At 66.8% G+C, this 19,503-nt stretch carries 15 protein-coding genes; 7 read left to right on the forward strand and 8 right to left on the reverse strand.

Annotated features, from left to right (window positions below; genetic code table 11):
* Nucleotides 1–228 precede the first annotated feature (228 nt).
* Nucleotides 229–2,520 (forward strand): hypothetical protein, encoded by a 2,292-nt coding sequence (locus OU994_RS07250; RefSeq protein WP_281610199.1) that lies wholly within the window; start codon nucleotides 229–231, stop codon nucleotides 2,518–2,520.
* A gap of 222 nt (nucleotides 2,521–2,742) precedes the next feature.
* Nucleotides 2,743–3,510, forward strand: coding sequence for an autoinducer binding domain-containing protein (locus tag OU994_RS07255; protein WP_281610200.1), 768 nt, complete (start codon nucleotides 2,743–2,745; stop codon nucleotides 3,508–3,510).
* Here OU994_RS07255 and OU994_RS07260 read toward each other — a convergent pair.
* From OU994_RS07260 to OU994_RS07275, 4 genes are all read right to left on the reverse strand, one after another.
* Entirely contained in the window at nucleotides 3,470–3,823 is a 354-nt protein-coding gene (locus OU994_RS07260) for a DNA-binding transcriptional regulator (RefSeq protein WP_131147507.1), read from the reverse strand. The two genes, OU994_RS07255 and OU994_RS07260, sit on opposite strands and share 41 nt — an antisense overlap.
* Nucleotides 3,824–3,898: 75 nt before the next feature.
* Nucleotides 3,899–4,480 (reverse strand): acyl-homoserine-lactone synthase, encoded by a 582-nt coding sequence (locus OU994_RS07265; protein ID WP_131147506.1) that lies wholly within the window; start codon nucleotides 4,478–4,480, stop codon nucleotides 3,899–3,901.
* Between the two features lie 382 nt (nucleotides 4,481–4,862).
* The gene (locus tag OU994_RS07270) at nucleotides 4,863–5,678 is read right to left on the reverse strand and encodes a 4'-phosphopantetheinyl transferase superfamily protein (protein ID WP_281610201.1); all 816 of its coding nucleotides are present in this window, start codon (nucleotides 5,676–5,678) and stop codon (nucleotides 4,863–4,865) included.
* 169 nt (nucleotides 5,679–5,847) lie between these two features.
* Nucleotides 5,848–6,234: a hypothetical protein gene (locus tag OU994_RS07275; RefSeq protein ID WP_281610202.1), complete on the reverse strand. Its 387-nt coding sequence runs from the start codon at nucleotides 6,232–6,234 to the stop codon at nucleotides 5,848–5,850.
* 390 nt (nucleotides 6,235–6,624) lie between these two features.
* Between OU994_RS07275 and OU994_RS07280 the strand changes: the two genes are divergently transcribed.
* Nucleotides 6,625–8,391 carry a glycoside hydrolase family 9 protein gene (locus OU994_RS07280; RefSeq protein WP_281610203.1) on the forward strand — a complete coding sequence of 589 codons (1,767 nt, stop codon included), beginning with the start codon at nucleotides 6,625–6,627 and terminating at the stop codon, nucleotides 8,389–8,391.
* 161 nt (nucleotides 8,392–8,552) lie between these two features.
* Here OU994_RS07280 and OU994_RS07285 read toward each other — a convergent pair whose 3' ends face one another.
* Nucleotides 8,553–10,775: a TonB-dependent siderophore receptor gene (locus OU994_RS07285; protein ID WP_281610204.1), complete on the reverse strand. Its 2,223-nt coding sequence runs from the start codon at nucleotides 10,773–10,775 to the stop codon at nucleotides 8,553–8,555.
* A gap of 193 nt (nucleotides 10,776–10,968) precedes the next feature.
* Nucleotides 10,969–12,648 (reverse strand): AMP-binding protein, encoded by a 1,680-nt coding sequence (locus OU994_RS07290; protein ID WP_281610205.1) that lies wholly within the window; start codon nucleotides 12,646–12,648, stop codon nucleotides 10,969–10,971.
* Nucleotides 12,649–12,772: 124 nt separating this feature from the next.
* Between OU994_RS07290 and OU994_RS07295 the strand changes: the two genes are divergently transcribed.
* The 4 genes from OU994_RS07295 to OU994_RS07310 all read left to right on the forward strand — a co-directional run bounded on the left by OU994_RS07295 (nucleotide 12,773) and on the right by OU994_RS07310 (nucleotide 17,553).
* Complete coding sequence (locus tag OU994_RS07295) at nucleotides 12,773–13,312, forward strand: gamma carbonic anhydrase family protein (protein WP_281610206.1); 540 nt, start codon at nucleotides 12,773–12,775, stop codon at nucleotides 13,310–13,312.
* 424 nt (nucleotides 13,313–13,736) lie between these two features.
* Entirely contained in the window at nucleotides 13,737–15,491 is a 1,755-nt protein-coding gene (locus OU994_RS07300; RefSeq protein ID WP_281611598.1) for an ABC transporter ATP-binding protein/permease, read from the forward strand.
* Between the two features lie 170 nt (nucleotides 15,492–15,661).
* A complete protein-coding gene (locus OU994_RS07305) occupies nucleotides 15,662–16,960 on the forward strand; it encodes an MFS transporter (protein WP_281610207.1) in 1,299 nt (432 codons plus the stop codon).
* Between the two features lie 107 nt (nucleotides 16,961–17,067).
* Nucleotides 17,068–17,553, forward strand: coding sequence for a putative quinol monooxygenase (locus OU994_RS07310; protein ID WP_281610208.1), 486 nt, complete (start codon nucleotides 17,068–17,070; stop codon nucleotides 17,551–17,553).
* A 21-nt stretch (nucleotides 17,554–17,574) separates the two neighbouring features.
* On the opposite strand, the gene OU994_RS07315 is transcribed toward OU994_RS07310, so the two are convergent.
* Both OU994_RS07315 and OU994_RS07320 read right to left on the reverse strand, forming a co-directional pair.
* On the reverse strand, nucleotides 17,575–18,162 hold the full coding sequence (locus tag OU994_RS07315) for a flavin reductase family protein (RefSeq protein ID WP_281610209.1): 588 nt from the start codon (nucleotides 18,160–18,162) through the stop codon (nucleotides 17,575–17,577).
* A 37-nt stretch (nucleotides 18,163–18,199) separates the two neighbouring features.
* On the reverse strand, nucleotides 18,200–19,450 hold the full coding sequence (locus tag OU994_RS07320) for a CynX/NimT family MFS transporter (RefSeq protein WP_281610210.1): 1,251 nt from the start codon (nucleotides 19,448–19,450) through the stop codon (nucleotides 18,200–18,202).
* Nucleotides 19,451–19,503 lie beyond the last annotated feature (53 nt).

Below are 19,503 nucleotides of genomic sequence, written 5' to 3' on the forward strand. Positions count from 1 at the left end.
TGCAGCGGGATTTGTACCCTCATTGGTCGCTGAACCCCTCACCCGCCGCGTTCCCCCGCTCAAGTTCATGAGAACTGCCGCAGCCTCCGCCAATCGGCATGCAGTCCGGTCTACCATCATTGACATACTAATATTTCAGCGCACCCAAGCTGATAACCACCGCGGTGGCAATCCCGCCCGGCCCGCCTTGCCCGCAGCATTTACTTCAATCACGACAGGAGACAAACCATGCAACAGGTTCGTGCAGGAAAACCCGCGCGCCGCGCCATGCCGGCGCTCGTCGCCGGTGCCTTGCTGGCCGCCTTCGGCGGCATGGCCGCGCAGGCCGCGTCCGCAGCGGAATCGGCCGCTTCAACCCATCCGCCGCGGGTGATGGAAAAGCTCGGCCGTGGCGTCATCGCCGTGCGCGCCGCGGAGAATGCCGTGTTCGTCGGGTGGCGCCTGCTCGGCCTGGACGCGGCGAGCCTGGGCTTCAACGTCTACCGATCCAGCAATGGCGCCGCCCCGGTAAAGCTGAATGCCGCGCCCCTGACCGGCGCCACGAACTACACCGATACCACCGCCGACCTGGCCGTTGAAAACACCTACATCGTCAGGCCGGCGACCGCAGGGGCGCAGGAAGAGGCGGGCGCGCGTTTCTCGCTGCCGGCCAACCATGCGGTGGAGCCGATCGTCCGGGTGCCGTTGTCCGAGCTGCCGGGCCCCGGCTGGCGCACCAAGTACGTGTGGGTGGGCGACCTCGATGGCGACGGCGAGTATGACTTCGTGATCGACCGCATCGCCCCGTTCACGGAAAACGACGACTACGCGACCGCGCCGCAGAAGCTGGAAGCCTACAGGCGCGACGGCACGCGGCTGTGGCAGATCGACCTGGGCCCGGGCAGTATCAAGACCTACAACATCAGTCCCGGCCCGACCACGCTCAGCATGGGCATGTACGACGGCGTGACCGTGTACGACCTGAACGGCGACGGCAAGGCCGAGGTGGTCCTGAAGGTGGCCGCCGGCGTGACGTTCGGCGACGGCACCGGTTTCGCCGACGAGAACCCCGCCCGGCAGCACGTGGCGATCCTGGATGGCCTGACCGGCACGCCGCTGGCCACGCGGCCGTTCCCGAATGACTTCGCTGCCGCCGGCCCGCTCGGCACCCAGTTCGGCATCGGCTACCCGGACGGCCTCAATCCGAGCATCTATTTCTGGGGACGCAATCGCAACCCGAGCAAGAGCTTCAACGACGTCTTCGCATCGTGGAGCTGGAAAGGCGGCGAGATCACGGAGAACTGGAAGCTGCCGATGCCGCCCGGCGATGCGCGGCAAGCGTCGCACCAGATGCGCGTGATCGACGTCGATGGCGACGGCAAGGATGAAATGGCGACCGGCAACTTCATGGTCAACAGCGACGGCACGCTGCGCTACATCCTGCCGGGCGTGGTGCATGGCGACCGCTTCTTCATCGGCAAGCTCGATCCGGCCAGCCCCGGTTTCCAGGGCTACGGCGTGCAGCAGAACAACCCGAACGGATTGCTGGAATACTACTACGATGCCACCGACGGCAATGTGCTGTGGGGCCATTCGAATACCGATGGCGTGCTGCGCGACGTGGGCCGCGGCCTGGTCGGCGACGTCGATCCGCGCTACCCCGGCCATGAGGTATGGTCGTTCTCCGGCCTGTTCAATGGCGCCACCGATACGCTGGTCGAACCGGACGTCAACCTGCGGCCGTATCCCAGCCATTCGATCTGGTGGGATGGCGACGTGCTGGCCGAAGGCTTGAACGACTACAAGATCGAGAAGTGGAACCCGCTGGCCCCGACCCGCACCAATGCGACGCCCCGGTTGCTGACGATGTCCAGCCCCGCGTACGGTTCGCCGAAAATCTGGGACCACAACCCGATGTTTTTCGGCGATATCCTGGGCGACTGGCGGACCGAGGTCGTGCTGGTCAACCCGACCTATTCGGAGCTGGTGATCTTCACGACCGACATTCCCACCGACAGGCGCCTGTACACGATGGCGCATAACCCGGCCTACCGGAATCACATGACGATCAAGGGCTACATGCAATCGGGCCTGCCGGACTACTACCTGGGCGACGGCATGGCGACGCCGCCGCAGCCGAACATCCGCTATGCCGGGAGCGGTGCGATCCAGGCCGAGGATGCCGTGCTCGCGGGCGGCACCACCGTCGCCATGGACCGCGACGGCTACCGGGGGCCCGGCTTCGTCGACTTCCCGGCAACTGGTGCCAGTGCCCTGTTCAGCCACCTCGATGGTGGCAGCGGCGGCGTCAAGGTCGTCAAGCTTCGCTACGCGAACGGTGGCGTGCGTCCGAAGGCGGGCGTACTGGAAGTCAATGGCAAGTCCTGGCCGATCGTGTTTCCGCCCACCGGTGGCTGGAACCGCTGGTCGACACTGCCCGTGCCGGTGGCGCTGGCGGCGGGGCGGAACAACACGCTGAAGCTCCGTTCGGTAGGCATGGGGCTGGCGAACATCGATGAAATTGTGGTACCGAAGCCGTAGATTTTTGCTGCACCGCATCAACGGGAAATAAACCGCCGCTCACGCGGCGGTTTTCGCTTGCGAGGTGGCTACCCGATTGCTCGTATGTATTGCGCCGCAACACAGCACCGGTTTTTAGCGAAGCCGGTGACTGATTGTTAAAATGTTTATGATAAGATATCTTTTTCCCGGCAGCGGCGCCGGCCGGTCGCAGTGAGTTTCCGATCATTCTGGAGGAACGGCATGGATGAGGTGCCTGGCAGTGCCGGCCTGATGCCGGACTTTTTCTCCCCGTACGACGCGCTGATGAACGCGGCGGACGAGCCGGACGCCGTGCTGCGCCTGCAGGCGGCGGCGCGCGAGCTGGGTTTCGACAGCGTGCTGTTTGCCGTGATCGCGCAGCCGAAGGTGAATATCGCCGACGTCTACCTGCGCAGCAATTACCCGAACCAGTGGCGCGAACACTACGACCGCAACAACCTGCGGGCCGCCGATCCCACGGTGGAATACTGCTTCCGTTCCAGTTCGCCATTCGTGTGGCTGCCGCAGTCGTTCAAGACAACCGAGCAGCAGGCGCTGTACGAGGAAGCGTCCGCGTTCGGCCTGAAGGTGGGCGTCACGCTGCCGATCCGCGGCGTGGATGGCGAGATCGGCATGCTCACCTGCGTGCGCGACGGTAATCCCGGCGCGGAATTCCTGAAAGACCTGAACCACAACCTGGGTGCCCTGTCGCTGCTGCGCGACGTGGCCTTCGATTCACTCCACCAGTACGTTCACGCGGCCGTGCCGCCGCCCGCCGAGAACGTGCCGGTGCTGACGGCACGCGAGCGCGATTGCCTGCAGTGGATGAGCGCCGGCAAGACCGCCTGGGAAATCGGCCGCATCCTGAACATTTCCGAAGCCGGCGTGAACTTCCACATCAGTAACCTGCGCAACAAGTTCGGCGTGAGCCGCCGCAACGACGTCGTCATCAAGGCGATACGGCTGGGCTTGATCGACCTGCCGGGCTGAGCCCGGTGCAGCGGCCGAACTCCGGCGCACGCACCAGTTGCAGGTGATCGTCGCCCACGATCCGGAGCAGGTACAGGCGGATCAGCAACAGCACCGGCAGCGGGATGGTCCTGCCGCGTTCGAAGCGGCTGCCCTGGGTCTGCGTTACGCCGAAGCGGTGCCAGAATTGCGTCTGGTTTTCATGCATCACATAGCGCAGGTCGCGAATCAGGTCGTGATCATGCTGCGTCATCGTGTACGTTTCCGGCACTTCCGGGTCGAAGTGCGGTGCGGGCATCCATTGGGCGAGGCCAAAGCGATCGATTCTGTTCATGATTACATCCGATATAGTTGACATGCATTGAACCGGGTGCCGGCGAAAAAACATTCTTCCGCCGGCACCGTTATTTCAGTGAACGGTACCGAACAGCGCCGCGCGGGTTTTTTCGCCCAGGTGGATTTCCAGCGCCACCGCACGTTCCACGCCGATTTGCAGCGGAGGACCCATGCGGGTAGTTTCCACCCCGGTATGGCGCAGCAGGCGTTCCATGGCGGTCGTCGTCACGGTCACATATTTACTGATGCCGTTCTGGTCGGCGAAAGTCACGACGCTGCGCATCGCGGCCAGTGCCCGTTCCGCGAAACCGAACTTGGAATCGCCTTCCGTCTCGACCGCGAAGCGGCTCAGTTCCCAGATCTTTTCATCGACCGGCGCCGCAGCGCCGTGCAGCAGTTCGGGGAAGGTATCCTTCAGCATGTAGGGGCCTTCGGTCGGCATCATGCGCCAGCAGCCGCACACCTTGCTGGCGTCGTCGCGGATCACCATGTAGTGGGGTTCGAGGGCGTCGTAGCCGTCGATTTCCATGCCGCCCAGCACCGGAACTTCCCAGCCCATGCGGTCGCGGAATACCTTGGCACGCAGTACGTGAATATCACGCAGTTCGTTGCGGGAAAACTCGTGACGCTGACCAATTTGAATCATCGAAGCCATGATAAATCTCCCTGTCGGATTATCTCGTTAAGTTTGGACTTTTGATCTGTTACTGTTATTCGCTACCTTGCTGCGCTGTCTTATTAAATGCAGTTGATGTAGGTACTTTATGCGTCCTGGCTAGACTTAATAACTCCCAGGGCTGCTAGTAGAATCGGCAGGCCATACTGGTAGAACTGATAGGGACAGGAAGTTAATTCACTGCTAGTGCTTTCATTCTCGAACCGGGGAATATGCGGAGACCGGTCCGTATTGGCGCGGCAGCGGGAGGGGAATTGAGTGCGCTGAATATCAGGCGGGGATGGTCGGGCGGGGGCGGTGGATCAGGGAAGGTACCGGCTGGCAGCGTGCCGGTGGCAGAGGGGCCTTGGCGCCGCGCTCGTCACGTGTCCGCGGCCGTTTCCGGCCACGGCAGCGCGGCACTGCCGTGCAGGTAGCGGAAGCGCACGGGGCGCCCGCGGCGGTAGGCGACGGCGATCTGGCAGTCCCGCATGCGGCGCTGGGCGATGAAGGCGTCCGGGGCCGGGCGGTCCGGCAGCGGCGCCCGGTCCCGCGCAACGATCACGCCTTCCGGCGTACGCCCGAAGCCGCACGCGGCCAGCGGCCTGGGCATGCCGGCGCCGAGCGCTTTGCGGTAGGCTTCCTTCAGCGTCCACAGTTCCAGGAAACGGGCATGGCGGCGCTCTTCCGGGCATTCGAGCAGCTGCGCCAGGTCGTCCTGGTGGAACAGCCGGTGGGCGATGCGCATGAAGCCGCGGCGCAGCGGTGCCACGGTGGCGACTTCCATGCCCAGCACCGGGTCGCTGCCGATCGCCAGCGCCACATGCGATGCGCACTGTGCCAGGCTGAAATGCAGTCCTTCATGCTCGGCCAGGCAGGGCCGGCCCCACCGGTCGCGGGTGAAGGCGAGCGCGCGCGGGTCGTCATCGATGTAGGCGCCCAGCACGACGCGCTGCAGTACGCGGCTTTGCAGGTATTGCCACTGCCGTTCGCGCGGGCGGATCGCCTGCCAGCGTGCCAGTTCGCCGAGGGCGAGCAGGGGCAAATACATGTTCGTCCGCGTGGCGTCGGCTGGCAACTCCAGTTCCATCAGGTACACCGCCACGGCGTTGCGCGCCGGGAGGTCGCGGGGATCGACCGGCAGCGGCTGCTGTAGCGGCGGTGCCAGGGGGAGCAGTTGCAGGTGCGCGTCGTGCATCGTATGCCTCGTCAGAAGGGCGGCAGGAGCAGGCCGGGCCGGTGGCGCAACGCAGCCAGCCGCCCGGAAGGGCGGCCAGCGGCAGGGCAGGGAGGACATGTTCCGTGGCCAGCGCGCCAAGGCACGCACCGGGACCTCCTGTGGGGTACGGGAAGGACGGTCCCCGGCATTACTGGCAGACGGCTTGCCGTGCGGAACCTGTCATGCGGTTGCGCAGCACCTGGTGGAACAGTTCGGCTGCCCGCATCGACATGCCGTCCAGGCCCAGCGCATCGCGGATCTGCGCGGCCAGGCCGACCAGGCGTTCGTCGAACGCAGCCACGGCCGTGAATGGCACGGCGGTATGGAGTTGGGCGGCGCGGCTGGCGACTTCCCGCCCTTCGTTCCAGTGCACCACGAAGATTTCATGCTCGCCTTCCAGCGCGCGCAGCGCCGGGCCGTCGCCATGGTCGGCGAACAGCGTGACTTCGAAAGGCAGGCCGTCCAGCAGCGAGCCGCCGTCGACGGAACAATAGGTGCGCGCATCGCCGCGAGCCAGGATCAGCAGATGGTGCAAGGTCATCTCCTTACGTAAGGATGCCCGAAGCCGGCGGGCCATGACCAATGCCGCCCGCGCATCCTGTTCGTGAATGGTGGTGGGGTGGGCGCCGTACCGGCAACGTTCCCAGTAAAAACCATTAAACCAGAGCTGGCCACGGCGCATTACTAGCAGAGTTGATAGGTAGGCGCCGGCGGCAGGCCGGCCGCGGAGGGCTATCTCATCCGTATCCGATCCCCTGCTGCTTCATGTTGTGCTGCACCGCAAGTTGATCTTGGCGCCAAAGTGCGCCACCATCGCAGGGTGAAAACGTTTTCACCTGCCGGACCGTTGCACCGCCCACCGGACCACGTGGCACGGCGTACGGCGCCGGCTGCCGCCCTGGACCATCAGCGAAGGAACGACACATTGAGACACGAGCACCCGCGGTTCACCCCATTGCGCAAGCTGCCCGCCCTGATGGCGCCGCTGGCCTGCCTGGCCCTCGCCGGTACCGCTTCGGCGATGAAGCCTGCCGCCTCCACCATCCAGCTCAACCAGCTTGGTTTCCTGCCGGGATCGGCGAAGGTGGCCGTCGTGCCCGATGGCGCGGCGCGCACCTTCGCGATCGTCAAGGCCGGCACCGGCACCGTGGTGCAAAGCGGGACGCTGGCGCCGGCTACGGCCTCGCCGGAATCCGGCGACAAGGTGCGGCTGGCCAGTTTCACGTCGCTGGCCACGCCGGGCCGCTACCAGGTACGCGTCGCCGGCCTGCCGGATTCCGCGCCGTTCGAAGTGGACCCGGGTGTCCTGCAAGCGGTGAACGCCGCGTCGATCAAGGCCTTTTATTTCAATCGCACGGCGATCGCGCTGGATGAGCGGCATGCCGGCGTGTTCAAGCGGCCGGCCGGACACGCCGACACGCGCGTGCTGGTCCACGCCTCGGCCGCATCGCCTGCGCGGCCGGCCGGCAGCGCGATCTCGAGCCCGAAAGGCTGGTACGACGCGGGCGACTACAACAAGTACATCGTCAACTCCGGCATCACCACGTACACCCTGCTGGCCGCCTGGGAAGATTTTCCGGGCGTGTTCAAGGCGCAGGACCTGAACATTCCCGAAAGCGGCAATGCCTTGCCGGACCTGCTCGACGAAGCCCTGTGGAACCTGGAATGGATGCTGACCATGCAGGACCCGGCGGACGGCGGCGTGTACCACAAGCTGACCAACCTCCGTTTCGACGGCATGGTGATGCCGCACCAGGCCACGCAGCCCCGCTACGTGGTGCAGAAGACCACCGCCGCGGCGCTCAACTTCGCCGCCGTGATGGCCACCGCCAGCCGCGTGTTCGCGCCTTACGAGCAGCAGCTGCCCGGCATGGCGGCGCGCATGCTGGCCGCCTCGAAGGCCGCGTGGCAGTGGGCCCAGGCGCATCCGCGCGTCTATTACCAGCAGCCGAAGGACGTGGCCACCGGCGAATATGGCGACAAGGATGTCAGCAATGAATTCGGCTGGGCCGCGGCCGAGCTGTTCATCACCACCGGCGACGCCGCCTACTACCGGGCGATGAACGCGCCGGCCCTGCAGGCCAGCGTGCCGTCATGGGCCGAGGTGCGCGGCCTGGCGTGGATGTCGCTGGCACGGCACCGCGGCAAGCTGGCCGCGGCGGCGGACCAGGCGCTGGTCGCCAGCCGGATCGACCAGCTGTCGGCCAGCCTGGCCGCGGGCTGGAAGGCATCGGCGTACGGCATTCCCATGCGGCCGGCCGACTATGTGTGGGGCAGCAGCGCGGTGGCGCTGAACCAGGCGATGGTGCTGTTGCACGGCTACCGGCTGACGGGCAAGCGCGACTACCTCGACGCGGCCCAGGCGGGGCTGGACTACGTGCTGGGCCGCAATGCGGTCGGCCTGTCGTTCGTCACCGGCTTCGGCGCGCGGACGCCGCAGCACCCGCATCACCGGCCATCGGAAGCCGATGGCGTCGCCGCGCCGGTACCGGGCTGGCTGGTCGGCGGGCCGCAGCCCGCGCAGCAGGACGCCAAGGATTGCCCGGCGCCGTACCCGTCGGCGCTGCCGGCCCTGTCGTACCTGGACCATGCCTGTTCCTATGCCAGCAACGAGGTGGCGATCAACTGGAACGCGCCGCTGGTGTACGTGTCGGCCGGGGTGCAGGCGCTGACGCCGGGCGCGGCGAAGTAGGGCGTGTTCCCGGCATCGAAGCCGCGGTGTTGCAGAAAAACCGGGGACAGTCCCCGGTGTTGTTTTACGACCAGCTCAGCAGCGCACTATCAATGACTTACGCTGTTGTAAAAAATCGGGGACTGTCCCCGGTGTTGTATTGAGACCAGCCCGGCGGTGGATCAGAAGCGGTAGCGCCCCGTCAGCTGCACCTTGCGCGGGTCGCCGTACGTGTCGACCGAACCCCAGAAGGTGTCGTAGCCGATGCCCCGGTAGTAGCGCTTGTCGAAGACGTTGGCCACGTTCAGTTGCACGTCGAGCCGGCTGTTGACGCGCCAGGACGCCATCAGGTCGAGCAGCGCGTAAGCCTCCTGCTCGACTTTCACGAAGCCGCCGCCCACCGGCACGTCGTTCCAGATGCTGCCTTGCCGATAGAGGCTGCCGCCGATGCGCCACCCGTTGGCGCCGGGCAGCTGGTACTGCGTGCTCAGTTTGAACAGCTGCCGGGGCGTATCGGTATCGAATTGCGTGCCGGCCTTGCTGGCATCGCTGTCGCGCACGTATTTCGTGCTGGTGTAGGTGAAGCCTGCGCTGGCTTGCCAGCCGGGCGTGATGCTGCCCTGCAGTTCCAGGTCGATGCCCTTGCTGCGCACCAGGCCGGAAGCTTCCGAACAGGAGATGGCGGGGAAGGTAACGCAGCCGCTCTGGTCGGTCAGCAGCTTCGCGCGGTTGGCCTGGTCCACCTGGAACAGGGCGACGCCGGCGTTCAGCGCGCCGCCGAAGTATTCGCCTTTCACGCCGGCTTCGTAGTTCTTGCCCGTGACCGGTTCCAGCATGCGGCCAGAGTTGTCCTGCGCCGTCTGCGGCTGGAACACGTCCGTGAAGCTGGCATACAGCGTGTGCCGGGCATCGACGTCGTACAGCACGCCCGCATAGCGTGTCACGTTGCGCGGCACCTTGTAGCTGCCGTCTCCCGAACGGTCCTCGTATTCATACCAGTCGAGCCGGCCACCCAGGATCACCTTCACGCTGTCGGCGGGATTGAGCCGCGTCATCGCATTCACGCCGCGCTCGCGCACCACGTCCGTCGCGATGCCGGTCCGCGAAGGCCGCGGCGCGGCAGTGCTGGAAGGGTGCCAGTTGCGGATATCGATATCGCCGCTGACCAGGCCCAGGTTCTCGTAATTCTGCCTGGCGGTCTTCGTCTCCCGCCCGCTCACGCCTACGGACACTTCGTGGCGCCGGCCGAACAGCGCCACGGGTCCGCTGGCGAAGGCATCGAACGCGCTGCGGTCTTCGTCGTAGTCGGCCCGGTAGAAACTGTGGGCGAACCGGTTCGGCACGTCGCCGGCCTGCAGGTAGGTGCCGTAGAACGTGGCCTTCTGTTCCGCGCGCGTGGCGGCCAGCCGCACGCTCCAGCCGGCGCCGAGGCGGTGTTCGAGGTCGGCGAACAGGGTGGCCAGTTCCTGGTCCTTGCGCTCCCATTCGTTGCTGGGGTTGGTGGAGCGGGGCAGGGTCATGTGCTGTCCGTCCGCCGCCAGCGGCAGGCCGCCCCAGAAGCTGTTGGTGTAGTCGTCCTGGTACGACATGCCGGCGAACAGCGTGGTGCGCGGTCCGAGATCGGCTTCCACCACGCCGTACAGCAGGCCATGGTAGAACTTTTCGGCGGTGCGGAAGGTGCCGCCGTTCTGGTAGGAGCCGACCACGCGGCCACGGACGCCGTCACCGAGCTGGCCGGAGGCATCGATCTCGCCGCGGTAATCGTCCCAGCTGGCAGCGCTGGCCGCCAGTGCCACGCGGGTGTCGCGGGTGGGGCGCTTGCGCACCATGTTGACCGCCGCCGACGGGTTGCCGCTGCCGGTCACCAGGCCGGTGGCGCCGCGCACGATCTCCACGCGGTCGAACATGGCGAGGTTGGCCAGCGTGCCGATCCCCCAGCCCTGGTAGTGCGCGGCCAGGCCGTCGTACATCACCTTGTCGATATCGAAGCCGCGCGCGCTGAAGCTGGGCCGGCCGGGACCATCCGCGCTGCTCAGGTGCAGGCCGGGCGTGTGCTTCACCACGTCCACCACGCTGGACATGGCCTGGTCTTCGATGCGCTGGTGCGTAATCACGGTGGTCGATTGCGGTGTTTCGCGGGCGCTCAGGCCCAGCCGCGTGGCGGTGCGCATCTCGCCGGTGGTGTAGGAACCCGTGTCTTCCGTGGCGGTGTCGCGCGCGCCCTGCACGGTGACCGTGGCCAGCGTGGCTTCGGCGGCGGCGGGGCCGCTGCCGGGCATGTCGGCGATCGGTGCGGCGGCACTTTGCGCGTGCGCCAGCGGCGCGGCCAGCATGGCCGATGCGAGGGCCAGCCGGATGGCGTGGCGCAGGGGTGGGAATTGGTGCGGCGGGATTGTACGGCTCACGATGGTCACTCCAGTTGGCGTGCGGGGCACGATGGCTGGCGGTGAACCGTGTGGATCGGGCTGGCTTTTTGATGAATTAGATGAGAATGCTTCTCATTATCGAATCGACAAGCTGGTCCTGTCAATCATCAACGGAACGAGGAGTGTTGCAAGCGCGCCGCCGCCATGCATCGGCGGCGGCCGCGTGCCGGCGTTACTCCGCCAGGCCGAGGTCCGTCGTCACCTGCTGGCGCAGCAGGTATTTCTGGATCTTGCCGGTGACCGTCATCGGGAAGCCGCTGACGAACCGTACATAGCGCGGCACCTTGTAGTGGGCGATGCGGCCCTGGCAGAACTCGCGGATCTCGTCTTCGTCGGCCACCATGCCGGGCCGGAGCACGATGCAGGCGCACAGCTCTTCGCCGTACTTCCGGTCCGGTACGCCCACGCACTGGACGTCGAGCACCTTCGGATGCCGGTACAGGAATTCCTCGATCTCGCGTGGATAGATGTTTTCGCCGCCCCGGATCACCATGTCCTTGGCGCGGCCGACGATCGCCGCGAAGCCCTGCGCGTCGATCACGGCCAGGTCGCCGGTATGCATCCAGCCCGCCGCGTCGATGGCTTCGCGGGTCTTTTCCTCGTCGCCCCAGTAGCCGAGCATGACGGAGTAGCCGCGCGTGAGCAGTTCGCCCTTCACGCCGCGCGGCACGATGCGCCCCGCGGCGTCGACGATCTTCACTTCCAGGTGCGGGTGCACGCGCCCGATGGTCGACACGCGCAGCGGCACCGGATCGTCGACCGAACTCTGGAAGCTGACCGGCGAGGTTTCGGTCATGCCGTAGGCGATGGTGATTTCCGCCAGGTGCATCCGCTCGATCACGCGGCCCATCACCTCGGCCGGGCAGGGCGAGCCGGCCATGATGCCGGTGCGCAGGGTCGACAGGTCGTACCGGCCGAAGTCCGGATGGTCGAGGAGGCTGATGAACATGGTCGGCACGCCATGCAGGCCGGTACAGCGCTCCGCCTGCACTGTCTCCAGCACCGCCTTCGGTTCGAAGCTCTCGCCGGGGAATACCATCGTGGCGCCGTGCGTCACGCAGGCCAGGTTGCCGAGCACCATGCCGAAGCAGTGGTACAGCGGCACGGGGATGCACAGCCTGTCGCGGTCCGTGAGCCGCATGGCTTCGCCCACGAAGAAGCCGTTGTTCAGGATGTTATGGTGCGTGAGCGTGGCGCCCTTCGGCGCACCGGTGGTGCCCGAGGTGAACTGGATGTTGACCGGCTCGTCGAACTGCAGCGCGGCTTCGATGGCGGCCAGTTCCTCCAGCCGCGCCGCATCGGGTGCGCCGAGCAGGTCGTCGAAGTTGTACATGCCGGGCGTCCGGCCGGCACCCAGCCTGATCACATGCCGCAGGTGCGGCAAGCTTGCCGAGCGCAGCCTGCCGGGTGTGCTGGCGCGCAGTTCGGGCACCACGTCGCCGACGATCGCCAGGTAGTCGCTCGACTTGAACGATGGCGCCAGGATCAGCGCCGCGCACTGCACCTTGCCCAGCACGTATTCGAGTTCGGTGCGCCGGTAGGCGGGGTTGATGTTCACCATGACCAGTCCGGCGCGCGCGGTGGCGAACTGCGCCAGCACCCACTCGGCGCAGTTCTGCGACCAGATGCCGACCCGGTCGCCGGGCCGCAGCCCCAGCGCCAGCAGGCCGGCGGCCAGGGCGGTGACGCGGGAATCCAGTTCGGCGTAGCTCCAGCGCACGCCCTGGTGCGGGACGACGAGCGCCTCGTTGCCGCCGTGGCGCGCGGCCACGCCGGCGAGAAAGGAACCGATGGTGTCGCCGATCAGCGGAACATCGTGCGCTCCGTGTACATAGCTCAGGCTGTGATGCATGTTGTCTCCATGTCGTTGTGGTCTGTGCCGCGTGCGAACATTCTATCCGCCGTGGCGGCACGGGCTTGCCATGGACGCCGCTCGCTGCCACCATGCGCATTTCGAATACTTCAGCGGAACCGCCATGCCACTTTCCAGTTACCTCGACGCCTTTCCAATGCTCGCCGAACGCGTGTACCTGCATCCATCGGCCCAGGTGATCGGCAGCGTGCACGTGGGGGAGGACAGCTCGGTATGGTGCAACGCGGTGCTGCGGGGGGACGTCAACGAGATCCATATCGGCCGCTGTTCCAACATCCAGGACCTGACGATGGGCCATGTGGCGCACAAGAGCAGCCACAAGCCGCAGGGCGCGCCCCTCGTGGTCGGCGACTACGTCACAGTGGGCCATTCGGTGATCCTGCACGGCTGCCGGATCGGCAACGAGTGCCTGGTCGGCATGGGCAGCATCGTGATGGACGACGCGGTCATCGCCGACCGGGTGATGCTGGGCGCCGGCAGCCTCGTCCCGCCGGGGAAGACGCTGGAGAGCGGTTTCCTCTACATGGGGCGCCCGGCCGAGAAAATCCGGCCATTGACGGATGCCGAGATCGCCTGGCTGCGCTACTCGGCGGAACACTATGTGCGCGTGAAGGACAATTACCTTGGCGCAACGGTACCCTGACGATCGGACGGCGCGCCGAACGCACTGCTGCCCGGAAATGGTAGCGCTCCTATGTCCGTTTCCGCACTGAACGGTTCCATTCCGGCTCGTATGCTGGCGGTACGGCTGAGGAAGCACGTCCGCATCCTCGCCGATGAATGGAACCATCGACATGCGCACGCCCACTCCCGTATCGAAGAATGCCGCGGCCAAGGCCGCGGCGAATGGCGCGAACAATAGCGCAGAACCCAGCGCAGAAAACAGCGTAAAAACCAGCGCAAAAAGCAGTGCGGTCAATGCTGCAAAAAGCGCCGCAAAAAATGCCGTGAAAAGTGCCGCAAAGATCGCTGCAACCCATGCCGCGCTCGACGACACCCCGGCGCCACCGAAACGCACCCGGCGCGCTCCCGCCCTGTCGCTCGCGGCATGGAAACAGTTCCTCAGCGTGGCGAAACCCTACTGGCTGGAAGATAACCGGAAGCAGGCCTGGCTCCTGCTGGTGCTGCTGATCGCCCTGATGCTGGTCGAGACCCAGCTGGCCGTCATGCTGAATACCCAGGCCGGCGAGATGACCTCCGCGCTGGCCGGCAAGAACGGCGACCGTTTCTGGGACTCGGTGCGCACCTGCCTGGTCATCCTGGCGTTCGCCATACCGATCTATGCGTTCTACTACTACATGCGCGACCTGTTCGCCAACCAGTGGCGGCGCTGGCTGACCGGCCGATTCCTCGATGGCTACCTGAAGCGGCGCAAGTACTACGAGCTGCAGGCCGACGGCGAAATCGACAACCCCGACCAGCGCATCAGCGAGGACATCAACACCTTCACGGGCAAATCCATCCACTTCCTGCTGATCTTCCTGGGCTCGATCATGCAGCTGGTGGCGTTCAGCGCCGTGCTGTGGTCGATCTCGCATGTGCTGGTCGGCGTGCTGGCCGTGTATGCGCTGGTAGGCACCGTGGTGGCCCTGCATGTCTTCGGCACGCCGCTGATCCACCTGAATTTCTGGCAGTTGCGGCGCGAAGCGGACTTCCGCTTCAGCCTGATGCGCCTGCGCGAGAATGCCGAATGCATCGCCTTCTACCGGGGCGAGGCCCAGGAGCGCGCGCACATCGACAGCAAGTTCGACAAGGTGATCAATAATTTTGCCCGGCTGATCAGGAAGCAGCGTTCGCTGAATCTCTTCCAGCGCACGTTCAGCCAGCTCACGCTGGTGCTGCCCTTCGTGATCCTGGCCGAGGGCGTCCTGTCGGGCCGGCTGGAAGTAGGGCGGGCGATCCAGGCGGCGGGCGCGTTTACCGCGGTGCTTGCCGCGGTGGGCATCATCGTCGACAACTTCGAGAGCCTGAGCCGCTTCGTGGCGGGGATCGGCCGCCTGCAGGCGCTGTCCGACCTCGTGCTGCCGAACGACAGGCCGGCAGCCGCTGCCGCCGGCGAGCACCCGCGCATCGAGAAGCGCGACGGCGAACACCTCGCACTGGAAGCGCTGACGCTGTACCCGCCCCAGTCCGACCGGGTGCTGATCAAGGAACTGTCGCTGGTGCTGAAGCCCGGCGATGCGCTGCTCATCACCGGCGACAGCGGCTGCGGCAAGAGTTCGCTGTTGCGCGCCATCGCCGGCCTGTGGCACACGGGCAGCGGCGTGATCCATCACCCGCCCATGGAAGACTTCTTCTTCCTGCCCCAGCAGCCCTATCTGCAGCACGGCACGCTGCGCAGCCAGCTGATCTACCCGAGCGCGGAATCGAGCCTGGACGACGAGCAACTGCTGGAAATCCTGGAACAAGTCCACCTGCCGCACCTGGCCGAACGGGTTGGCGGCCTGGATGCCGTGCGCGACTGGGAAAAGCTGCTGTCGGTCGGCGAGCAGCAGCGCCTGGCCTTCGGCCGCGTGCTGGTGCACGGCCCCGGCATCGTGATCCTCGACGAAGCCACCAGTGCGCTCGACAGCGCCAACGAAGCCTCGCTGTACGAGCGCCTGCGCGAAGGCGGCACCACCCTGATCAGCATCGCGCACCGGCCCGCGGTACTGCGCCACCATACCCACGTGCTGCGCCTGACGGGGCAGGGCGGCTGGGAAGTGCATGACGCCAGCGGCTACGAGTTCGACGCGCCGGTCGCCAAGGCGATCAGCAGTGCGGCCAGCGTGGCGGCGGTGCCGCCACTGAAAGGGACCGGGAGCGGGGCGGCGGCGGGGTAGCGACGCGGCGGAAGGGGAACTGGCCGGCGGCCTGCGAGAGCGGGAGGGGCGGCCCGCCGCGAAGTTTTGTCCACGGCCGTGCCGGTGAACTATACTCGCCGTCATTTTCCCTCACCGACCTCCAGCAGCCGACCTGCCGCCGCCAGCGCGGGCCAGGCTGCCATCCCACCATGCCCAACCGCCCGGCCTCCGACACCATTCCACCCCGCATCCGCCGCAGCCAGGCCATTTCGCTCGTGCTGCTGGTGGTGTGCGGCGTCATCAACTACCTGGACCGCGCCACGCTGGCCGTGGCCAACGAATACATCCGCGCCGATCTCGGCCTGACGCTGGGCGAGATGGGCGTGCTGCTGTCGGCCTTCTCGTGGAGCTACGCGCTGTGCCAGCTGCCGGTGGGCATACTGGTCGACAAGGTAGGGCCGCGCTGGCTGCTCGGCATCGGCCTGGTGGTGTGGTCGCTGGCGCAGGCGGCCGGCGGCCTGGCCGCCACGTTCGGCTGGTTCCTGGTGGTGCGGATCGCGCTGGGCATCGGCGAGGCGCCGCAGTTCCCGGCAGCGGCGCGGGTGGTGAGCAACTGGTTCCCGGCACGCTCGCGCGGCACGCCGACGGGGATCTTCAATTCCGCCTCGCCGCTGGGCGTGGCGCTGGCGCCGCTATGCCTGCCACCGCTGATCGCCGCCACGAGCTGGCATTGGGCCTTCTTCGTGACCGGTGCGCTGGGCATCGTGGCGGCGATCGCGTGGATCGGCATCTACCGCGATCCGGTGCGCGACAGCCTGACCGCCGCCGAGCGTGCCTATCTCGAAGTGGACGACGCCGGCCAGCCCGCGCCGCCCGGCGGCCTGGCCACCTGGCGGGCACTGTTCCGCTACCGGGCGACGTGGGGCATGATGCTGGGCTTCTTCGGCTCCGTGTACCTGAACTGGGTGTTCCTGACCTGGCTGCCGGGCTACCTGCGCACCGAGCGCCACATGGACCTGGCGCAGGCCGGCATCGCCGCCTCGATCCCGTTCCTGTGCGGCTTCGCGGGCGCGCTGGTTGCCGGCTGGGCTTCCGACCGCGTCGCCCGGATGTCGGCATCGAAGGTGGCCGGCCGCCGCAACGCCGTGGTCGTGGCCACGCTGGGCATGGTCGCCTTCACGATCCCGGCGGCACTGGCCGAGAGCAACGTGGTGGCCGTGGCCTGCATCTCGATCGTGATCTTCCTCGCCAACGCGTCGTCGGCCTGCGCCTGGTCGCTCGCCACGGTGGTGGCGCCGCCGAGCGGCGTGGGATCGCTCGGCGCGCTGCAGAACTTCGGCGGCTTCCTGGGCGGCGCGCTGGCCCCCGTGCTGACCGGCTATATCGCGCAGACGTGGTCGTTCGTGCCGGCGCTGTTGACGGGCGCCGCCATGGCCTTCGCCGGCGCGATGTCGTACCTGTTCCTGGTGGTGCGGCCTATCCCGGAGCTCGAGAGCCAGGTGAAGTAAACTCCGTTGGCCATGCGGGCCGGCATCGGGCCGGCATCGGGCTGGCATAACAACGCGCCGCCGGCCGTGGCACGACACCCGTTGATCATCAACCCGAGAAGGCCAGCATGAACGCCATTACCACCCGCCCGGTCGAACGCCGGCAACCCCTTGCCCTGCCATGGGCGCAACGGCTGTGGGGACTTCTTGCCGCGCTGGTGCCGGCGTGGCTGCTGTTCGCCGCCAGCCTGGCGCATGCGCAGGGCCAGGCACAGGGGCAGGAGATGATGGTGCGGATCTCGGAAATCCAGGTGCACGCGGAACATCTCGCCCAGTACAAGGCGATCCTCGCCGAGGAAGCGGAGGCGTCGGTCAGGCTGGAACCGGGCGTGATCGCCATCTTCCCCATGTTCGAGCGCGACAGCGATACCGAATTCAGGATCCTGGAAATGTATGCAGACCGCCGGGCCTACGAGGCGCACCTGAAGACGCCGCATTTTTTGAAGTACAAGTCGGCGACGCTGCACATGGTGAAATCGCTGAAGCTGGTCGACATGCAGGCGATCGACCGGCCCACCATGAACAGGATGTTCACGAAGATGGGCAGCCGCTAGGCCGCCTGCCACGGCCCGAACTTATTCCGGCGCCGGTTCCCCGGCGCGCATCGCATCGCCGATCGCGTAGAAGAATCCGCCGGCGATGTAGTGCAGGCTGCGCAGGCCGGGATCGGCGCTTTCGAACTGCCAGTGGCCGTCCCTGAACACGCGGGTATCCGACCAGGCGGCTTCGATCTCACCGATGAACAGGTCGTACGCCGCTTCGTTGCGGGGTTCGTGGAGTACCCGGCAGGCCAGCCATGCCGAGCATCCGGCCACGAATGGCAGGTCGAAGCCGGGCATGCCGAACAGCTCCACGCCGCTGCGCGCGAGCTTGTCCGGTTCACTGGCCAGGCTGCGGTGGCCCACCTGGTAGGTGAGGTCGAGCTGCCGCACGGTGGGTACCTGGATCACGAAGCGCCCGCTGTTCTCGACCAGCGCGCGGGTCGCCGCAGCCTTGTCGAGGACCACGGTCAGCTTGGGCGGCGCATAGTCCAGCGCGCAGGCCCACGCCGCCGCCATGACGTTGTCGACACCTTCGTGCCGCGCGGAGACCAGCACGGTCGGTCCATGATTGAGCAGGCGGTAGGCTTTCTCCAGCGGTACCGCCGCGATGTGGTCGTTCATTCAGCTTCCTTTGTGGTTCGATGCGAATGCCGGCAGTTTAGCGCCCGGCCGCGCTGTCATGGCGATGCGGTTGCAGGAACGGGGTCAGCGCCACCATGGCCACCGCCACCGCGACGAGAAGCCAGAGCGAGGAGTGGAAGCCGCCGCTGGCATCGCGCAGCTGGCCCACCGCCAGCGGACCGGCCGCGGCGACCGTATAGCTGACCAGCAGCACGAAGGCGTTCCACGCACCGGTTTCCTCGGCATGGCGCGTATTGTCGAGAGGAAGCGTCATCGACAAGGTGAACGAGCCGCCGGTGCCGAAGGCGAGCACCGCCACCACCAGGTACGGCGATACCGAGGGGGCGAGCGCCATGGCCAGGATGCCCGCCAGGGCCGTGCCGGCACCGAGCGCCAGCGGGAGCCGGCGGTCCTCGTCGCGGCTCAGGAAGCCGAACACGGGATTGGCCGCCATGAACGCCAGGGTGAACGTGGCCAGCAGCAGGCCCGCATGCGAAGGTGTCCAGCCGGCTTCCACGTACATCGGCGCCAGCCAGGAAATGCAGGCGTAGAACACGAAGTTGTTGCAGGCGAAGAAGGCGGCGATCAGCCATGCCGTCCGGTTGCGAAAGGGCATGCCGTAGCGCTGCGCCCCCGCCGGCGTGGCCGCCGATGCCGGGCTGCGCCGCGCGACGAACAGCCAGGCCAGCAGGGCGAACAAGCCCGGCAACGCCCACACGCCCGCGGCCCAGCGCCAGCCGCCCGTCCATGCGGCCAGCGTTCCCGTCGCGGCCGCCGACAGCGTGCTGCCCAGCGCCAGCGCGGTCGCATACAGGCTCATGAAAATCGCAACCTGCCTCGGAAAACCGGCCTTCACGAAACCGGCGATCAGGACCCCGGCGATCGCGATGCCGCCACCGATGCCGACGGTCGCCGCGAACAGCAGTGCCACCGAATCGGCGAAGGCACGCACCAGGGTCGACAAGGTCAGCAGGCCGAGGGCGGCCAGCATGACGCGGTCGCGCCCGAAGCGCCGCGACAGCCATGGCACCGGCGCCGCCAGAAGGCCCATCAGTAATGTCGGGATGGCCGTCAGCAGCGCCGCCTGCGTATGCGACAGGCCGAACTCGCCGATGATGGCGGGCAGCAGCGGGCCGATGGACACGATGCCGGGGCGCAGGGTCAGCGCGACCAGCACCACGCAGGCGATCGCCGCCGCCATCGACAGGGTGGCGCGGTTCGGTGCGGTACCGGCGGCAGGGGGCGCCAACCGGTACGCGCTGAGGGGGGAAGTGGATTGGACGGACACGGTATTTTTCTCCTGGCGTGCCCGGCTTGAAACCGGGCACGCTGGTTAGCGGT

It is taken from the genome of Pseudoduganella sp. SL102, assembly GCF_027856995.1.
Taxonomy (GTDB): Bacteria; Pseudomonadota; Gammaproteobacteria; order Burkholderiales; family Burkholderiaceae_D; genus Rugamonas; species Rugamonas albidiflava.

What these genes read in the sequence shown, in the direction of transcription:
- OU994_RS07295 (WP_281610206.1), top strand. Translation starts at nt 12,773, where the DNA reads ATGCCACTTTCCAGTTACCTCGACGCCTTTCCAATGCTCGCCGAACGC.
- OU994_RS07260 (WP_131147507.1), bottom strand. Translation starts at nt 3,823, where the DNA reads ATGAACAGAATCGATCGCTTTGGCCTCGCCCAATGGATGCCCGCACCG.
- OU994_RS07315 (WP_281610209.1), bottom strand. Translation starts at nt 18,162, where the DNA reads ATGAACGACCACATCGCGGCGGTACCGCTGGAGAAAGCCTACCGCCTG.
- OU994_RS07250 (WP_281610199.1), top strand. Translation starts at nt 229, where the DNA reads ATGCAACAGGTTCGTGCAGGAAAACCCGCGCGCCGCGCCATGCCGGCG.
- OU994_RS07255 (WP_281610200.1), top strand. Translation starts at nt 2,743, where the DNA reads ATGGATGAGGTGCCTGGCAGTGCCGGCCTGATGCCGGACTTTTTCTCC.
- OU994_RS07265 (WP_131147506.1), bottom strand. Translation starts at nt 4,480, where the DNA reads ATGGCTTCGATGATTCAAATTGGTCAGCGTCACGAGTTTTCCCGCAAC.
- OU994_RS07290 (WP_281610205.1), bottom strand. Translation starts at nt 12,648, where the DNA reads ATGCATCACAGCCTGAGCTATGTACACGGAGCGCACGATGTTCCGCTG.
- OU994_RS07270 (WP_281610201.1), bottom strand. Translation starts at nt 5,678, where the DNA reads ATGCACGACGCGCACCTGCAACTGCTCCCCCTGGCACCGCCGCTACAG.
- OU994_RS07310 (WP_281610208.1), top strand. Translation starts at nt 17,068, where the DNA reads ATGAACGCCATTACCACCCGCCCGGTCGAACGCCGGCAACCCCTTGCC.
- OU994_RS07305 (WP_281610207.1), top strand. Translation starts at nt 15,662, where the DNA reads ATGCCCAACCGCCCGGCCTCCGACACCATTCCACCCCGCATCCGCCGC.